General features: G+C 49.9%; 17 protein-coding genes and 2 tRNA genes. 8 read left to right on the top strand and 11 right to left on the bottom strand.

Features of this window, described 5'->3' with window-relative positions; all coding sequences use genetic code 11:
* Positions 1-5 precede the first annotated feature (5 nt).
* Entirely contained in the window at positions 6-1,799 is a 1,794-nt protein-coding gene (locus HS1genome_RS04570) for an ATP-dependent DNA ligase (protein WP_126449800.1), read from the bottom strand.
* 196 nt (positions 1,800-1,995) lie between these two features.
* On the opposite strand from HS1genome_RS04570, the gene HS1genome_RS04565 reads away from it, so the two are divergent.
* The 3 genes from HS1genome_RS04565 (at position 1,996) to HS1genome_RS04555 (ending at position 3,409) form a co-directional block, all read left to right on the top strand.
* A complete protein-coding gene (locus tag HS1genome_RS04565) occupies positions 1,996-2,670 on the top strand; it encodes an orotidine 5'-phosphate decarboxylase / HUMPS family protein (protein WP_126449799.1) in 675 nt (224 codons plus the stop codon).
* An 18-nt stretch (positions 2,671-2,688) separates the two neighbouring features.
* Positions 2,689-3,165 (top strand): hypothetical protein, encoded by a 477-nt coding sequence (locus HS1genome_RS04560; protein ID WP_126449798.1) that lies wholly within the window; start codon positions 2,689-2,691, stop codon positions 3,163-3,165.
* Positions 3,166-3,324: 159 nt separating this feature from the next.
* Positions 3,325-3,409, top strand: a tRNA-Leu gene (locus HS1genome_RS04555).
* Between the two features lie 242 nt (positions 3,410-3,651).
* On the opposite strand, the gene HS1genome_RS04550 is transcribed toward HS1genome_RS04555, so the two are convergent.
* The 6 genes from HS1genome_RS04550 to HS1genome_RS04525 all read right to left on the bottom strand — a co-directional run bounded on the left by HS1genome_RS04550 (position 3,652) and on the right by HS1genome_RS04525 (position 7,970).
* Positions 3,652-4,065 carry a DUF2153 family protein gene (locus HS1genome_RS04550; RefSeq protein ID WP_126449797.1) on the bottom strand — a complete coding sequence of 138 codons (414 nt, stop codon included), beginning with the start codon at positions 4,063-4,065 and terminating at the stop codon, positions 3,652-3,654.
* A 47-nt stretch (positions 4,066-4,112) separates the two neighbouring features.
* Positions 4,113-4,514: a Trm112 family protein gene (locus HS1genome_RS04545; RefSeq protein WP_126449796.1), complete on the bottom strand. Its 402-nt coding sequence runs from the start codon at positions 4,512-4,514 to the stop codon at positions 4,113-4,115.
* Entirely contained in the window at positions 4,511-5,863 is a 1,353-nt protein-coding gene (gene glmM / locus HS1genome_RS04540) for a phosphoglucosamine mutase (protein ID WP_126449795.1), read from the bottom strand. The genes HS1genome_RS04545 and glmM overlap by 4 nt, the downstream gene beginning before the upstream one ends.
* 151 nt (positions 5,864-6,014) lie before the next feature.
* Positions 6,015-6,326, bottom strand: coding sequence for a hypothetical protein (locus HS1genome_RS04535; RefSeq protein ID WP_126449794.1), 312 nt, complete (start codon positions 6,324-6,326; stop codon positions 6,015-6,017).
* 511 nt (positions 6,327-6,837) lie between these two features.
* A complete protein-coding gene (locus HS1genome_RS04530) occupies positions 6,838-7,656 on the bottom strand; it encodes a DUF1028 domain-containing protein (protein WP_126449793.1) in 819 nt (272 codons plus the stop codon).
* Between the two features lie 32 nt (positions 7,657-7,688).
* Entirely contained in the window at positions 7,689-7,970 is a 282-nt protein-coding gene (locus HS1genome_RS04525; protein ID WP_229768204.1) for an Sjogren's syndrome/scleroderma autoantigen 1 family protein, read from the bottom strand.
* A gap of 116 nt (positions 7,971-8,086) precedes the next feature.
* On the opposite strand from HS1genome_RS04525, the gene HS1genome_RS04520 reads away from it, so the two are divergent.
* Together HS1genome_RS04520 and HS1genome_RS04515 are read left to right on the top strand one after the other, a co-directional pair.
* Positions 8,087-8,359, top strand: coding sequence for a stationary phase-response protein (locus HS1genome_RS04520; RefSeq protein WP_126449791.1), 273 nt, complete (start codon positions 8,087-8,089; stop codon positions 8,357-8,359).
* 2 nt (positions 8,360-8,361) lie between these two features.
* Positions 8,362-8,571, top strand: a complete 210-nt coding sequence (locus HS1genome_RS04515; protein WP_126449790.1) for a hypothetical protein — start codon at positions 8,362-8,364, stop codon at positions 8,569-8,571.
* On the opposite strand, the gene HS1genome_RS04510 is transcribed toward HS1genome_RS04515, so the two are convergent.
* Positions 8,555-8,749 (bottom strand): hypothetical protein, encoded by a 195-nt coding sequence (locus tag HS1genome_RS04510; protein ID WP_126449789.1) that lies wholly within the window; start codon positions 8,747-8,749, stop codon positions 8,555-8,557. The two genes, HS1genome_RS04515 and HS1genome_RS04510, sit on opposite strands and share 17 nt — an antisense overlap.
* Positions 8,750-8,919: 170 nt before the next feature.
* Between HS1genome_RS04510 and HS1genome_RS04505 the strand changes: the two genes are divergently transcribed.
* Positions 8,920-10,071, top strand: a complete 1,152-nt coding sequence (locus tag HS1genome_RS04505) for a tryptophan--tRNA ligase (protein ID WP_126449788.1) — start codon at positions 8,920-8,922, stop codon at positions 10,069-10,071.
* Here the strand turns inward: HS1genome_RS04505 and HS1genome_RS04500 are convergent.
* Genes HS1genome_RS04500 through HS1genome_RS04495 form a run of 3 tightly spaced genes read right to left on the bottom strand, consistent with a single transcriptional unit; the run spans position 10,037 to position 11,412 of the window.
* A complete protein-coding gene (locus tag HS1genome_RS04500) occupies positions 10,037-10,309 on the bottom strand; it encodes a helix-turn-helix domain-containing protein (protein ID WP_232018801.1) in 273 nt (90 codons plus the stop codon). The genes HS1genome_RS04505 and HS1genome_RS04500 overlap by 35 nt on opposite strands.
* A gap of 29 nt (positions 10,310-10,338) precedes the next feature.
* On the bottom strand, positions 10,339-10,482 hold the full coding sequence (locus tag HS1genome_RS12550; protein WP_232018790.1) for a helix-turn-helix domain-containing protein: 144 nt from the start codon (positions 10,480-10,482) through the stop codon (positions 10,339-10,341).
* Between the two features lie 45 nt (positions 10,483-10,527).
* Positions 10,528-11,412, bottom strand: a complete 885-nt coding sequence (locus HS1genome_RS04495) for an Mrp/NBP35 family ATP-binding protein (protein ID WP_126449787.1) — start codon at positions 11,410-11,412, stop codon at positions 10,528-10,530.
* 152 nt (positions 11,413-11,564) lie between these two features.
* Between HS1genome_RS04495 and HS1genome_RS04490 the strand changes: the two genes are divergently transcribed.
* Positions 11,565-11,639 (top strand) — tRNA-Val (locus HS1genome_RS04490).
* A 959-nt stretch (positions 11,640-12,598) separates the two neighbouring features.
* Positions 12,599-13,987 (top strand): hypothetical protein, encoded by a 1,389-nt coding sequence (locus HS1genome_RS04485; protein WP_126449786.1) that lies wholly within the window; start codon positions 12,599-12,601, stop codon positions 13,985-13,987.
* Positions 13,988-14,017: the final 30 nt, after the last annotated feature.

The following is a 14,017-nucleotide window of genomic DNA, read 5'->3' as shown; positions in this document are numbered from 1 at the left end:
TCACCTCAAACCGACTCGTCTCCCTCGACCTCGACCTTCTTCAATCTGTTCCTGTACATTTCCAGTATTTCCTTCGAAGTAGTTGCGTCGTCTGGGGACTTGTCTTCCCTCCACCTTATGAACCTAGGGAACCTGATTGAGATCCCCATCCCTTCCCTATACGAGTTAAGACAGCAAGTGTGCAGTGGGGAGAGCGTCAACTCAGCTCCTCTCACTTCCATAACCAGGGAAGGCTCAACCCATACGTCTGCCTCAATTGACGACTCGACCCTGGGGTGTCTATGGGGGATCGCATGTTTTCTCACCAACTCCTGCATTTGGTCCAGTTCTTGGTCGGAAAATCCTGAGGCGACCTTGCATACCGTCTTGAAAGTATCGGTTTCCTCGTCGTAGGCCGCGAGTAGGAGCGAGCTGAATTTTCCTCCCCTCTTACCTCTTCCGTAAATCGCTCCCACCACTACTAAGTCGACAGTGTCAGCCATCTCACTCTTGTAATCTCTCTTCAGCTTTATCCAGAGCCAACCCCTCGCCCCCGCCTGATAAATTGAGTCTGGAGAAATGGACTTAACCATGACTCCCTCCGCGCCATCTGATATGGCCCTGAAGAAGAACTCCTCCAACTTAGCCCTATCTTCCACGATCATACTCTGAGCTACCTTGACCTTGTCTTGTTCCTGCGACACTAACTCCTCCAACTTCCTTCTCCTCTCTAGCTGGTTCTTAGTAGTGAAGTCTTCCCCTTCGAGGTAGAGGAGATCGAACAAGAAGAGGTTGACAGGGTATTCCTTAGTAGCCTCCAACACATCCGCCTTCCTCTTCCTATGCATGAGTTCTTGGAAGGGTCTCATGTCGCCTGTGGCTGGATCTACAGCCACGATTTCTCCCTCACATATCAGTTCCTCTGCTTTAAGGTAGTCCCTGACCCACTGCACCACGTCTGGGTATTGCGAAGTGATGTTTTCCATCCTCCTTGAGAAAACGGTGACAGTTTGTCCCTTTCTGTGTATTTGCGCTCGTTCACCGTCGTACTTGTAGTCCACTAACGCTTTACCTCCCACCTTTTCCATTATCTCCCCTGCTTCCGAGAGTCTCTCTGCAAGCATCACACGAACTGGAATACCTACCGTTACTCTTACCGACGAGATGGCCTCCGCTCCACCTTCGGCCAACAACTTAGCTATCTGCCCAAGGTCCGCCCTCAAGTTATAGGCCCTCTCCACGTCGGCTTTAGACCCGCCGAATGCCTGAGACAGAGCGTCCAAGATGGTGGCGTCTCCTATCCCTAGCCTTAGCTTTCCATCAACGAACCGCACAATATACTTGGCCTCGATCGGGGTGGCCCTTTTTACTAGTCCAGCTAATGTCCTCACCTTGATGTCCCTGCTTCTTTCTCCGCTAGCAAGTGCCACTTTGGCCAATTTCTCGTGGACTTCTTCAACTGTGAGCTCACCTTCGTCTCTAGTCCCTAGGAAAGCAGTCAGACTATCCATCTTATTGCCTCCCTTGAGGCTGGCCGCGACCTCTCCCAAGTCTCCCATTTTTCTGAGGACAGATTCCACCTCTCCTTCATTTCTTCCTGTACCTAGTGCAACCGCCTTTATCAACAGTTTCTCCCCAACCCCGATTTCCGGCATCCCAAGGAAGTCAGGCCACAGTTTTCCCTGGATTAAGTACACTACCTTATCTAGTACGGCCTTGTCGGCGGACCTGAACAACTCCGCTAGAGTGGCGCTAAGCTGCAGTCTTGATGAAATGTCTTCGAGCTTTGCGAAGTACTCCGCCACCATCCCGAACTTCATGTATTAAATTTCTCATTCCCCATACTTAAGGGTGGGCTTTGATGTGAGAATAAGAGCGATTGGTGAGCTAACAGAGTTACGCTGAGCCCACCTTTGGTCTAGAGAAGTGACATCATTATAACGAAATCCAAACGAAATTCATGTGTAACGCGCTTCTACCCCCAACCGTTATAAGCGAATACTTCGTTCAGACTTCATGGACGTGAAGGAGAGGTTAAGCTCCAGGAGAAACTTGCAGGTCGCACTTGATTTCCTGAAACTCGAGGACGCTTTGAAGGTCGCGGAAGCCTCCATTAGTGGTGGTGTTCACTTGCTAGAAGTGGGAACTCCCCTACTTAAGGCGGAAGGGGTAAGGGCCGTAAGGGAAATCAAAAAACTGGCAGGAGAGAGGCCGGTGGTAGCCGATACCAAGACAGCAGATGCGGGAGAAGTAGAAGTAGAAATAGCGCGGATGGGTCAAGCTAACGTAATGACAGTCTTGGCAGCTATGGACGATTCCACAATACAGGGAGCGGTCAGGAAGGCCAAGCAGATAGGTATCCTGGTACAGGCGGACCTGATTAACGTTCCCGATCCCGTGGCCAGAGCCAGGAGACTTAAGGAACTGGAGGTGGATATCGTTGGGATTCATGTGGGTATAGACGTCCAGAAGAGTCGTAAAGTCGACGCCAGTGTAATGTCTAGCGAAATAAGGAAGATAGGTGAAATGGGACTATTAGTCTCAGTTGCTGGTGGATTAAACAGGTCCTCTGTGCAGCAGCTCTTGGATTTACCGATCAACATTTACGTCGTTGGGTCGGCAATTACTCGTGCCAGAGATCCTGAGACTGCAACTCGGGAGATCGTTAACGTAATAAGTGGGAGGATATAGAGATCAAGGGGTTAGAGCTTGTCTTCCGCACAACCGGGCGCTTCAAAGTCAAAGGAATTGAAGATAGTGAAGAAACAGGTCATAAATCCCACTGTAGTAAATGAGGACCGCAGAAAAGCTAGGCTCTTGTTTGTAATAAAACAGATCGCTCCAGTTTCGGAGAAGGGGTTACTCAGTCTTCTGAGTCTTCTAAAGGAGAAAGGAATAGACGTGGAGTATCAATTCACCACCCTTCCCAATGGTTCGTTGATAAGTCCACAGTTTAAGGAGGATCTCACTTCACTCCTATATCTGGAGCTGCTGGAAAGTGACCCGAGAGACAAGAGGTTAAAGCTCTCCAGCCAAGGAGAAGACACGATAGCTACTATCGCTATTGACGACGAGTTCAAGTCTAAGGTGCTTCCAGCTATAGACGAGCTGAGGCCGAAAGTACAGGCAATAGATCAGGAGCTGAACCTTAAGATGAGAGCAGAAAGAAGGAGAAATAGGAGGTGAAAAGTCTCTTATAAAATTGGGGGTTGAGGTGGCGGAAAGCCTCGGCCTCCAGGGCGGGGAGGAAGTCAGCAGATGCTAACTCTCAGGCCCTTTTCCTTCTGCGCCGAACCGAAACACATAAGTAAAGCTTAGCGCCTCTAAACACCAACCTCGAGCGGCGCGGGGGTGCCCGAGCATGGTCAAAGGGGTCGGGCTCAGGACCCGATGGCGTAGGCCTGCGTGGGTTCAAGTCCCACCCCCCGCACTCGAGATCTGACATGTTAGCGATCTGAATCTACTCGTGAAGAAACCGATCGTGGTTACGGAATTGAGAGTTTGAGAGGGTGGATATGACCTCCGGTTTAACAACTAGCCCTCCTTCTGTTTGAGGGACCTAGATCTTAACACTGACCTGCATAACGCTTCCCGTTAGTCCAACAGTCATCAATAATAAAAAGGTAAAATAACTGGTCGAGAATATTTTCCTGCGTGAATTTCTCGTAAAAATCACATAGTGGTGAAGGAGCGCCTGCCTCCCTGCTGTTGTTCTTCCTGCGGTGGCCTAACCCATATCAACGGATCTAACTTACCCTCCTTACCAAGCTTTAGAATGACGTCCCTGAATTCGCTCGTGTGTCTTATGTCTAGCTCCACAAGTTGTTCTAGGAGCTGCCAACTGGTCCTCTTGACGTCCTCCAACATCTCCTTGGGCATATGTCTTATGACCATCGGATCTTGCAGCCACTGATCGAACGCTTTCAGAGTTCTCATCATATGCTGGAAGGCCGTCCTGGCCTCCAATATGAGATTCAGCCTGTCCTCCTCGGACTCAGACTTCTTCTCTAATTCCCTGAGCGTACTTAGCAGATTCTTCTGCATCTTTATCCATTCGTCCAAGTTATTAACAAAGGAACCTTCCACTCTGATACCCTCTTAGAAGAGTCTCATTCTACGTTAATAAACTCGCATTAAACTTCTTGGTTTCTCAGATTGTAGGGCTTCCCATCCTCGAGCACTGACTTGGGCACCCTGTGAGAGTTACTCTTGAGGAAGTCTAGCTCGTTCCTCCTCTCCCTCTTTAGGCGTAGGGAATCGGGTAGCATCCTTGGTATTTCGTCTATTATGGGAAACCATCTTCCACAGGAGTCGCAGGTTAGAAGTCCTTCCCTTACCTCTTTCTTGTAACATTCTTCGCAGGGGTAGTTGTCTTCGCGTTTCACTTCCTTTCCTAAGTATGCGCAGTATAGCTCACAGAGTGGTCTCTCTCTCTCAGGAGTCCTCTCCACCTCTTCTTGTTCGAACACGATGAGCTTCAGGGGAAAGTGTCTACACTCCGGACAGGCCAAGAGGTCCATAAGCATGTACTTCACTTAACTACACCCATCAATTCTTTCGCTAATGTCTCAGCCTGCTCCTTAGACTTGGCCTCAACCTGTATCCTGACCACCGGTTCGGTCCCACTTCTCCTTACTAAGAACCAGTAATCGTTTCCCACTACTTTCACTCCGTCAATGTCTATCAATCTTCCCCTATAACTATAGGATCTCTTCACCCTCTCGTAGATATCGTTGGGCTCACCTCTCGCTGGAACCTTGGTCTTTATGGTGTAGTATTGTGGAAGAGAATCGAAGAGATCGGCCGAGCTTATCTTCTCATTCGCTAGAGCTTCTAACATTAAAGCGAAAGTCATGCCGCCGTCCTTATCGAACTGGTGTTTGGGATACAGGAATCCACCGTTCTCCTCGAAGCCGGCCGCTGCGCCGTGGCTCCTTATGGCATGTGCTATATTAATTATGCCTACCTTAGTCCATTCCACTTCTATTCCCTCTGGCCGAAGAAACTCTTCTACGAGAATCGAACTGGAGACAGCAGTCACTACCCTCTTCGGAGATTCTGGGTGTTTCCTCACTACCCACTTAGATAGCAGCGTACCACTTCTGTCTCCCCACTGTATCCTGCCCTTTGAGTCCATAAAGATGGCTCTGTCTGCATCGCCGTCGTGGGCCACCGCTAGGTCCACTCCTATGGCCTTAGCGGCCGCTGCCGTCTCCACCAAAGTGTCGAAGCCGGGTTCGGGCTCCCGCGCTGGGAAAGTCGGATCGATATTGCAATTCAACGTATAAACCTTACACCCAAGCTCTCTAGCTATAATCGGACTTGTAAGAGAACCTACGCTGTTGGCCCCGTCGATTAGAACTCTGAAGTTTCTGGAGCGCACTCTCTCGATATCGACCTTGTTCAGGACTCCTCTCACGTAAGTGTCTAGTACCCTGTCTTCCCTCTTCACGTCATTTGTCAATCCTCTCCAATCCTCTGTGAACAATTTGCCCTCGAAGAAAATCTGTTCGACTATCTCTTCTTTATCTCTATATATCTCGGATCCATCCCTGGAAAGCACCTTTATACCGTTGAACTCGGCCGGATTGTGGCTCGCAGTGACTATGACTCCACCATCGTAACCTAATTCCCTTACTGCGTACTGCACGGCCGGCGTAGGGGCCATCCCCCCATCGAAGACCTTCACTCCCGAGCTGAGCAGCCCAGAGTGGAGGGCTCTTAGTACCATGTCTCCTCCTGCCCTGACGTCTCTCCCAGTGAGTATAGTAGAGCCTGAGCCGAAGAAAGTTCCCACCGCCCTCGCAAACTTCGATACGAACTCTGGTGTCAGGTCCTTGTTAGTTAATCCTCTCACTCCCGCAGTTCCGAAAAGTTTTCCCATATAAGGGAGTTGAGATTACATGTATTTATAATAGGTTGACGAATCCGTCAAACAATTCCTCTCCCCCCGCCGAGGCGGCTCGTGGGCGACGAAGGGGCCCACCTGAGCGTCTACGCTGTTCCGGGGAGAGTTCGTCGGTCTCAGCTCGCGCTCAGACCGACAGGAGGCCTCCACCGCTTCCCTCAGGGGGTGACGTCCCCTCAGTCCATTGGACACATAGCACCTCGTCGTCGACGGCGGGGGCACCCCCGGGAGAGGACGTACCACCCGGTCTAGGCGAGGCCGCTCTCGTCCTCCACCGGGGATTTGCTCCCTCCACCTGCCTGACCTCTCCCACCGCCCGCTTCCCCGGGTTCCGGCCGGGTGCGACGGACTCCGCTAGCCGAGTGGACTCGGGGGTTCGACACTTCCCGTCGAAGTTAGTTGGGGATCCCTCGTCGGGGAGGTGGTCGAGTCCCCTCACCTTCGTGGCGCCCTCCGGCTCGAAAGTCGTCCTCTCGAAACGAATTGTTGGGTATACGTAGGTTGACCAGGGAAGAATGTGAAGTCTCCTCCTTCTAAGATGCGAGGCAGACGGCTCTTTATAGAAATGTAGAAATTTGAATACATCTTTAGAAAATATTTTTCGACAATAATGTGGTTCTCTCCAGTGCGATTGTGGAACCCGACTGAAGGAAGAAGGGTCAACGCGTTCATCTCTCACGGGGTGAGTATGCGTTCATCTACGGATACCTACCCTTCAGATAGAAGAGTTCTGGCTCTCCTTGCTAGCTCACCAAACTAGAGACGTAGCTCCGAACCGATGGCGGAGGTCACCCTACAGGGCTTATTTTTGGCGGAGAAGCTTCGGTTCAGGACGAGTAGATCCACATATTTATACGTCTCGCGAGATAGCAGGTTGTCCCACTAAGGTGCACTAACCTTCCCTGCGGCTTCGGTGAGGCCCAAAGACCGATTGTTGTGATTAAGGAGTTCTAAGGTGATTCGTTTAACTCTTTGCCACAACAACTCCTTAGGAATACCTTTAACACCGTCTTTCCAACCTTCCTTCCATCGTATTTTGCCTCGAAGTTGTTCATCTCGATCCACGTCCTGAAGTCCCGTACTCCCAATTTCTTCAACCCCTCGGCTATCTCCTGTTGATATGCGCTGAGGTCTACCATCTCGTCCTCTAGGAATGTAGCTTCCCACAACTCGAGAACTCTCCTGAGCTCGGGCAGGGGATCTGTGGAATCGTCTACTCTAATGTCCACATATATGCCGGCCTCTATTAGGAAGTTACCGGTTCCCTCTGCCACGACCTTCAGAGCGGCGCTCTGTTTACCTCTCCTGTCTCCGCCCTTACTTTCTGCTGCCTCTAACGCCTCTAAGATCTTCCGGTGAAACTTCCCCCTTCTCTCCATTCGCCTAGCCATGACCTCCAACACCTCAGACCCCACCAAGATGTTTCCTTGAACCGCGAATCCTTCCCCAACTATGTGTCCAGCATAGGTGTGACACTCCTTTCCAGTGAAGGCGAAGGCCTTTCCTTTTGAGTCCACCACGCCTAGCTGTCTTCTTTCTCTCATGGGATCGTCGGCCGTGAGGGACTTTACCACAGACTCGGCATTCATCTTACGAAGGAGTTCCAATCCCTTCTCTCCATACCTTACGTTGGCGAAAGCTTGGGTAGCCAGCGCCCCCACCCCAACCTTCAACCAAGGAACTACAGCGCCTACGGCGAGGAACTTACTCGCTACTCCCACTCCCCAAGCCTTTAATTCAGGATCGTAGGCCACTACCGAGTATGTCACACGTAACTTTAGAAAGCGATAAAGAATAAAACTTACTTTCTGATCCTTCTCACCCTCTCTAGCGCCTCCAAATACCTTATCACTTGGTTGACAACATCTGGGTCCTCTGGAGCCTCCCGTATCTTACCTGAGGCCCTTTCTAGTCCCTGAATAAGACGCTCTTCCACCTGGGAAAGGAGGACCTCAGACTTCACCTTAAGCTCCTCTTGATCGTCCTTAACAATCACCACCTTGCCGTGTTGAGGGCAAACTACGTCGCCGCTCTTTAATTTGAAAAGAGGGGAGCCACATTCCGGGCAGGCGTCTCCAAGCATGGTCGCCCCCTGCCTTAGTAGCTCAGCGGCCTTCTTCACAGGATCTTGAGACAACGGCCCTCATAGGAATAGCTTAATATCACATAATAAGCATAACGAAGGGACAGGTGGTGACATTGGCCGAGGCATTCTACGATAACGAAAGTAAGATAAGACAGGCTGTTACAGTGCTCACTAAGATAGTTAACGACACTAGTGTACCTAGGAACATAAGGAGGGCTGCCACTGAAGCCATAAAGCAACTCCAGGACGCTTCCCTGAGTCCAGCAGTGAGGGCTGCCAATGCCATAGGAGTATTGGAGGAGATAAATCAAGATCCTAACATACCTTCACACACCAGAATATCCATATGGAACATCGTTTCTACGTTGGAGACAATAAGGGATTGAGCTTGAAGGAGAGCGAAGTGAGAGAAATGATATTGAAGCAACTTAGTGAAGCACCTTTAACTTCAGAGCAACTGCGTGACCGCCTCATAGACGTGGTAGATCCCATGACACTTAGACAAGTGTTATCCGACATGGTTAGAGTTGGCGAGATCGAAAAAGTACCGGACTACGAAAAAAGGAAGTTCCTGTTTAGGCTCAAGACACGATCTTAGATACCGCATCCATCATTTTCTTTATTTCTTCTCCTTTTCGTTTAGCGTACTCCATTATAGCCTCTGAGAAGAGATCGTTAAGTCTCCTTTTCTCTACAGCTGCCATAGTCTTGAAGACGTAGTAAACGTCCTCGTCCAAGTAGAGGTTTACCCTCCTTTTCTTGGTGCTCTGTGCCATAGGTAACCATTTACTTCTTGTGTTAAAAATTCAGATGACCCCTTAACTATTGACGCGTTTACGACACAGTAGTACGTGATGTTCAATAGACTGAAGGAAAAGTCGCAGGATAGTCAGTAGTCAGGTATACAGGGCGGTCAACTTATTTATCCATTGGTGTTGAAGCACCTGTGCCTGAGGACTTTGAGGTAAACCCATGGGACGTTAAGGGAAAGGTAGACTACGACAAGCTGATTGAGAGATTCGGAACTCAGAGAATTACCCGAGACCTGAAGGAGAGATTCGAGTCCGTAGTTGGAGAACTGCACCCCATGCTCAGGAGGGAAGTCTTTTTCTCTCATAGGGACCTGGACCTTATTTTGAACGACTACGTGAGTGGGAAGGGATTCTTCCTCTACACGGGAAGAGGACCCTCCAAGGAAATGCACATAGGACATCTTATTCCTTTCATTTTCACCAAGTGGCTTCAGGATAAGTTCAGAGTAAACCTGTATATCGAGGTTACCGACGACGAGAAGTTCATGCAGAAGAACGAGTTGGACCTAGAGGAAACTAGGAAGTGGGCATATTCGAATATACAAGACATAGCAGCAGTAGGATTCGATCCGGACAGAACGTTCATCTTTACAGACATAGAGTATGTCAGGAACATGTACCCCTTAGCGGTGAGGGTAGCCAAGAAATTAACTTTCTCCGAGGTGAGAGCAACCTTCGGATTCACCGAGTCTACAAACGTTGGGATGCTTTTCTATCCGTCCCTGCAGATCGTCCCCACCATGTTCGAAAGAAGAAGGTGTCTTATTCCAGCTGGAATAGATCAAGACCCGTACTGGAGGTTGCAGAGGGACATAGCTGAGAGCTTAGGGTTCTACAAGGTTGCCGCTATACACAGCAAATTCATGCCCCCACTGACTGGGACCGAAGGGAAGATGAGTGCTTCACAGCCAGAAACAGCGATATACCTAACTGATGATCCAAAGACCGTCAGGCTAAAGGTGAATAGATACGCTTTCTCTGGGGGGCAACCTACCGTCGAACTTCACAGGAAATTGGGAGGTAACCCAGAGATAGACGTCCCCTTCCAGTGGCTCTACTATTTCTTCGAACCAAATGATCAGGTCATAACTGCGATCGAGAGAGACTACAGGTCGGGCAAATTGCTTACAGGAGAGTTAAAGGAGATCTTGATAGAGAAGATCAACGAGTTCCTCGAGAGACACAGGGAAAGGAAGGAGGCTTCGAAGGACATGATAGAAGTATATATGAGGCGGGGTAAGTTGGCTACTGTTATGTGGGAGACTGTCCACGGCCTGAGCGTCTGACTTGGCCGGAGCGCTTGAGGTGGTAGGAAACTAAGTTCGTAGATATGTTCAAGCGCTTTGCTATGGAGTAAATGCTTTCCCCCCTCTGCCTCGACTTCCTGATTTCCTCTATCTGTTCTCTGGTCAGCTTTCTTCTCGTCCTTCCAAGTCCGTGCTTCTTGAGGACTCTCGACACCGTATTGAAATTAAGCCCCAACTCCTTGCTTATCCTATTGGCGCTAGCACCTTCCTTCCCCATCCTCACTATCGTCTCTTCGATTGAGGAATCTACCCTTCCCTAAACTTCACATTAGCTCTTATCAAGGCCCTCCTGACCGCACTGTAGTTGCTCCCTACTCTCTTCGCTATTTCCCTTATGGAAAGTCCAGATTCGTACATCTCCCTTATCTGTTGTTCTCCAGTAACCGTCATGGGCTAACTTTCGAAGAACTACTTTAAATTCGTTTCATGATTACACTAAGGTTTACCTTCAACGGCTTTTATTAATCCCTCTGCTATGGAGAGGAAGACTTTAGAGGTGGAACTGGTAGGATGCTTCGAGAAGAACGGCTCACCCACATCGTTGGCCGCGGAGATCTCAGGGTCTATGGGTATCTGTCCCAGGAGCTGCACTCCCATCTCCTCGGCCATCCTTCTCCCCTTGTTTTCGCCGAATATGTAGTGAGTAGAGCCGTCAGTTGGACACATGAAGTAGCTCATGTTCTCTATTACGCCTAGAATTTTCACGTTGACTGTCCTAGCGAAAGTTATAGATCTCCTAACTGCCAACGTTGAAACCTCTGACGGTATAGTAACTACAACGAACCCAGTAATGTTAGGGACCAGCTGAGCTACTGATAGGGCTTCGTCGCCGGTGCCTGGGGGCATGTCTACAATGAGATAATCCAGCTCTCCCCAGTTTACGTCCCCGAGGAATTGTTTTATGGCAGTGTGTTTTATAGCACCCCTCCACACCACAGGCGTGTCATCCTTGGGGAGGAGGAAGTCTATCGAGACTACCTTGACTCCGAATGGCCCCTGAACAGGAACTATGCCGTTTTCGTCCGCGACAAGTGCCTGTCCTCTCACTCCCAGCATTTTAGGCGCCGATGGACCGTGGAAGTCCACGTCAACTAAGCCCACGCTCTTACCTTGTGCTGCGAGGGCCATGGCCAAGTTGGAGGATACGAAAGATTTTCCTACTCCTCCCTTCCCACTTATTACAGCTACCTTATGCTTAACCTTACTCATTCGCTGTTGGATCTGCAGGTCTACTGCTGGTACTTGTGGAGCTACTTTCCTGAGATCTCTAGGTGGTCTCTTGACGTTACCGTCTATCCTGAACGGATTGTTTGAACTCATTAGGTTTAACTTTCAGGTAGCCACGTAATAACCTTGACTCAGTATCCAGTCACTAAGGGGCATTCCGTCGTTCATATCCTTAGCTGGCCGTTACGGGCGACGTCGGCCACTTCGAAATTAGATTTTTATAGGGTGCATGAGGTTAGAGCACTGGGCCCGTCGTCTAGCCTGGTTAGGACGCTGCCCTCACACGGCAGAGGTCCTGGGTTCGAGTCCCAGCGGGCCCATTTATAGAAGATAATTACAAAATTTAGGGTTGAGGTGGCGGAAAGCCTCTCTGAGGCGGGAGTTGATAGCTCTTTAACTCAATTGGGGGCTTAATGGGACTGAGGGAGGGGCAACTAAGATCTTCCTTTCCTTATCTACATAGGATCAGACGTCACGCATGATAGTCCCTATCTTTCCATATGGGAGCGAATATAAGATGTGGAGATCACTGGTCCATTCGACTGCCCACCAAATTTGGATATGAAGTCTCAAATCGATGGTGGGAACGATGAACCCTCTCGAAGGGGAACCCTCCTAGGGCGAGGAGGAAGTCAGTCATAGTAGTAAGTATTCTGGATAGGGGTCGGACTTTCATAGGTTAACCCTAAGGGTACTACCAACTCTGAAGGGCATGATAAGGTGATGAGGGAGAAGGGATTTGATAGACATACAGCCTCAGCTTACTTAATAGCATTGAGAGGGCTAGAACTGTCAAATGACATCAAATGATATGAACTTTATGGCTTATCGGAAACTGCTGACAACGGCTAAATTCTTTCTTAAGGAAGCGCTTAAACATAGGGAGCGATTGGTTTTCTACTTCAAGGTCAATGGAGAGCTGGCCCCGATGGGCCTTCCACTTCATCGTACAACTCACCTAACGGTGGAGGGTAAAGCTACAGGGGACTGAGGGTCGTCCTATCTCCGTGCGGAATCGATCGTCGCCCGCGTAGGGCCGTCGGTCTGAGGGCAGGCGTACCTTATCCACCCTCGCTTCGACAGAAGCGTCTCATTGATCACTCTGTCTGTAACTGTCGTCGATGTAGTTTCTCGGAAGTGGCATCTAAATGAGGAGACTTCTCCACGGGAGGGGTCTTCCACCCCTCAAACCCTCTGTTAAGATCAAGACGTCCATTCTCTGAGCCCTCTCATCTAGGTTTAGAAAAATGTTAAATACTGTCCTCCACGGACGGCCCTCGTGAATAGATATCTAGTCTTAGTCCTTCTAAGCGTTCTATGTTTACCGTTTCTTTCATTCCCAGAGTTTGCCCAGTCAACCCAGCTCGTTACGGTCACCTTCGTGGAGCACGGCCTACCGGCCGGCACCAGCTGGTCCGTTACCCTCAACGGCACCACCCTGAGCACCAACACCACGGAGATAACCTTCCATGTTCAACCAGGTGAACTGCAGTACAACATCTCTCCCGTCCACGGGCTGGTTCCTACCCCATCCTTCGGCACACTCTACGCCTTCAATTATACCGTGGTTAACGTGACTTACGCCCCTCCCTACGTCAAGTTAGTACTTGAAGGGGAGAGGGCCGTCAGTACCGCCTCTGGGGCTCCTGTTTCCTTACTCCAAACGGGTCAAACCTATCAACTTGGGGCTCTCATATCTAATCAAGGAAACGAACAGACCGTTGTTCTAGAGAACCTAGTCTTGACGAAGGGATCCATTGTGGTGCAGAACGAGACGATAGTATTGTCTTTGTCTCCAGGCCAGACCAGCTTCGGTGCTTTCCTCTGGACTCCACAATCTAATGGAATATATAACTTAACAGTCACGGCCACGGGGATGCAATCAGCGGTCACCTCAACCTACTTAGTCTACGTTGGTGTTTCGCCCCTAGTTACGGTCACCTTCGTGGAGCACGGCCTACCGGCCGGCACCAGCTGGTCCGTTACCCTCAACGGCACCACCCTGAGCACCAACACCACGGAGATAACCTTCCACGTGCACAACGGGACTTACACCTACGTCGTGCACAACCCCAGCTTCTTCGACGATTTATACCCCAACGGCTCACTCACCGTAAAAAGCACGGGAGCAACTGTTGGCGTATTGTTCTTACCACTCCTCGTGGAGCCCGCTGTCACAGCCAAATTAAGTAATGCTACCTCAGTCGGATTAATTACGTTAAGGGCCAACTCTACTTACTACGTCCAGGTCAGTATCGAGAACATGGGGAATGTTTCGGGCCCTATTGATGTTACTATAGTAGTTAAAGTAAATGGACAAACCACAGTAGATAAGTCCTTCAACCTGACCCTCCCCGTCAACGGAAGCGATGAGGAAGAAGTTCAGTTCACGCCAACGTCGGTGGGGAACTACTCAGTAGCTGTTTATGCGTTTTCTGCCCAGCCCTACGGACAGAGGGAGAGCTCCAACCTCACGTTAAGCGGTCCGATCACCACCTCTCAAGTCTCTCATCCCAGCGTTCATGTTACTAACACCTCCACAACCTCCAACAGAACCTCGATCACCTCTCCGACTCCCGAAAAGGGAGAGATCAATTTGACCCTAGTTCTAGTAGTGATAGTGGTAGTAGTGATAGCGATCGCCCTGGTACTGCTATTACGGAGGTGAAACATCCCCCCTTGACCGAAGTTAATTTAT

The sequence above is a fragment of the Sulfodiicoccus acidiphilus genome (assembly GCF_003967175.1).
In the GTDB taxonomy this organism is placed as follows: domain Archaea; phylum Thermoproteota; class Thermoprotei_A; order Sulfolobales; family Sulfolobaceae; genus Sulfodiicoccus; species Sulfodiicoccus acidiphilus.
Note: the sequence above shows the minus strand (reverse complement) of the source record. Positions and strands in the feature narration are given on the sequence as shown.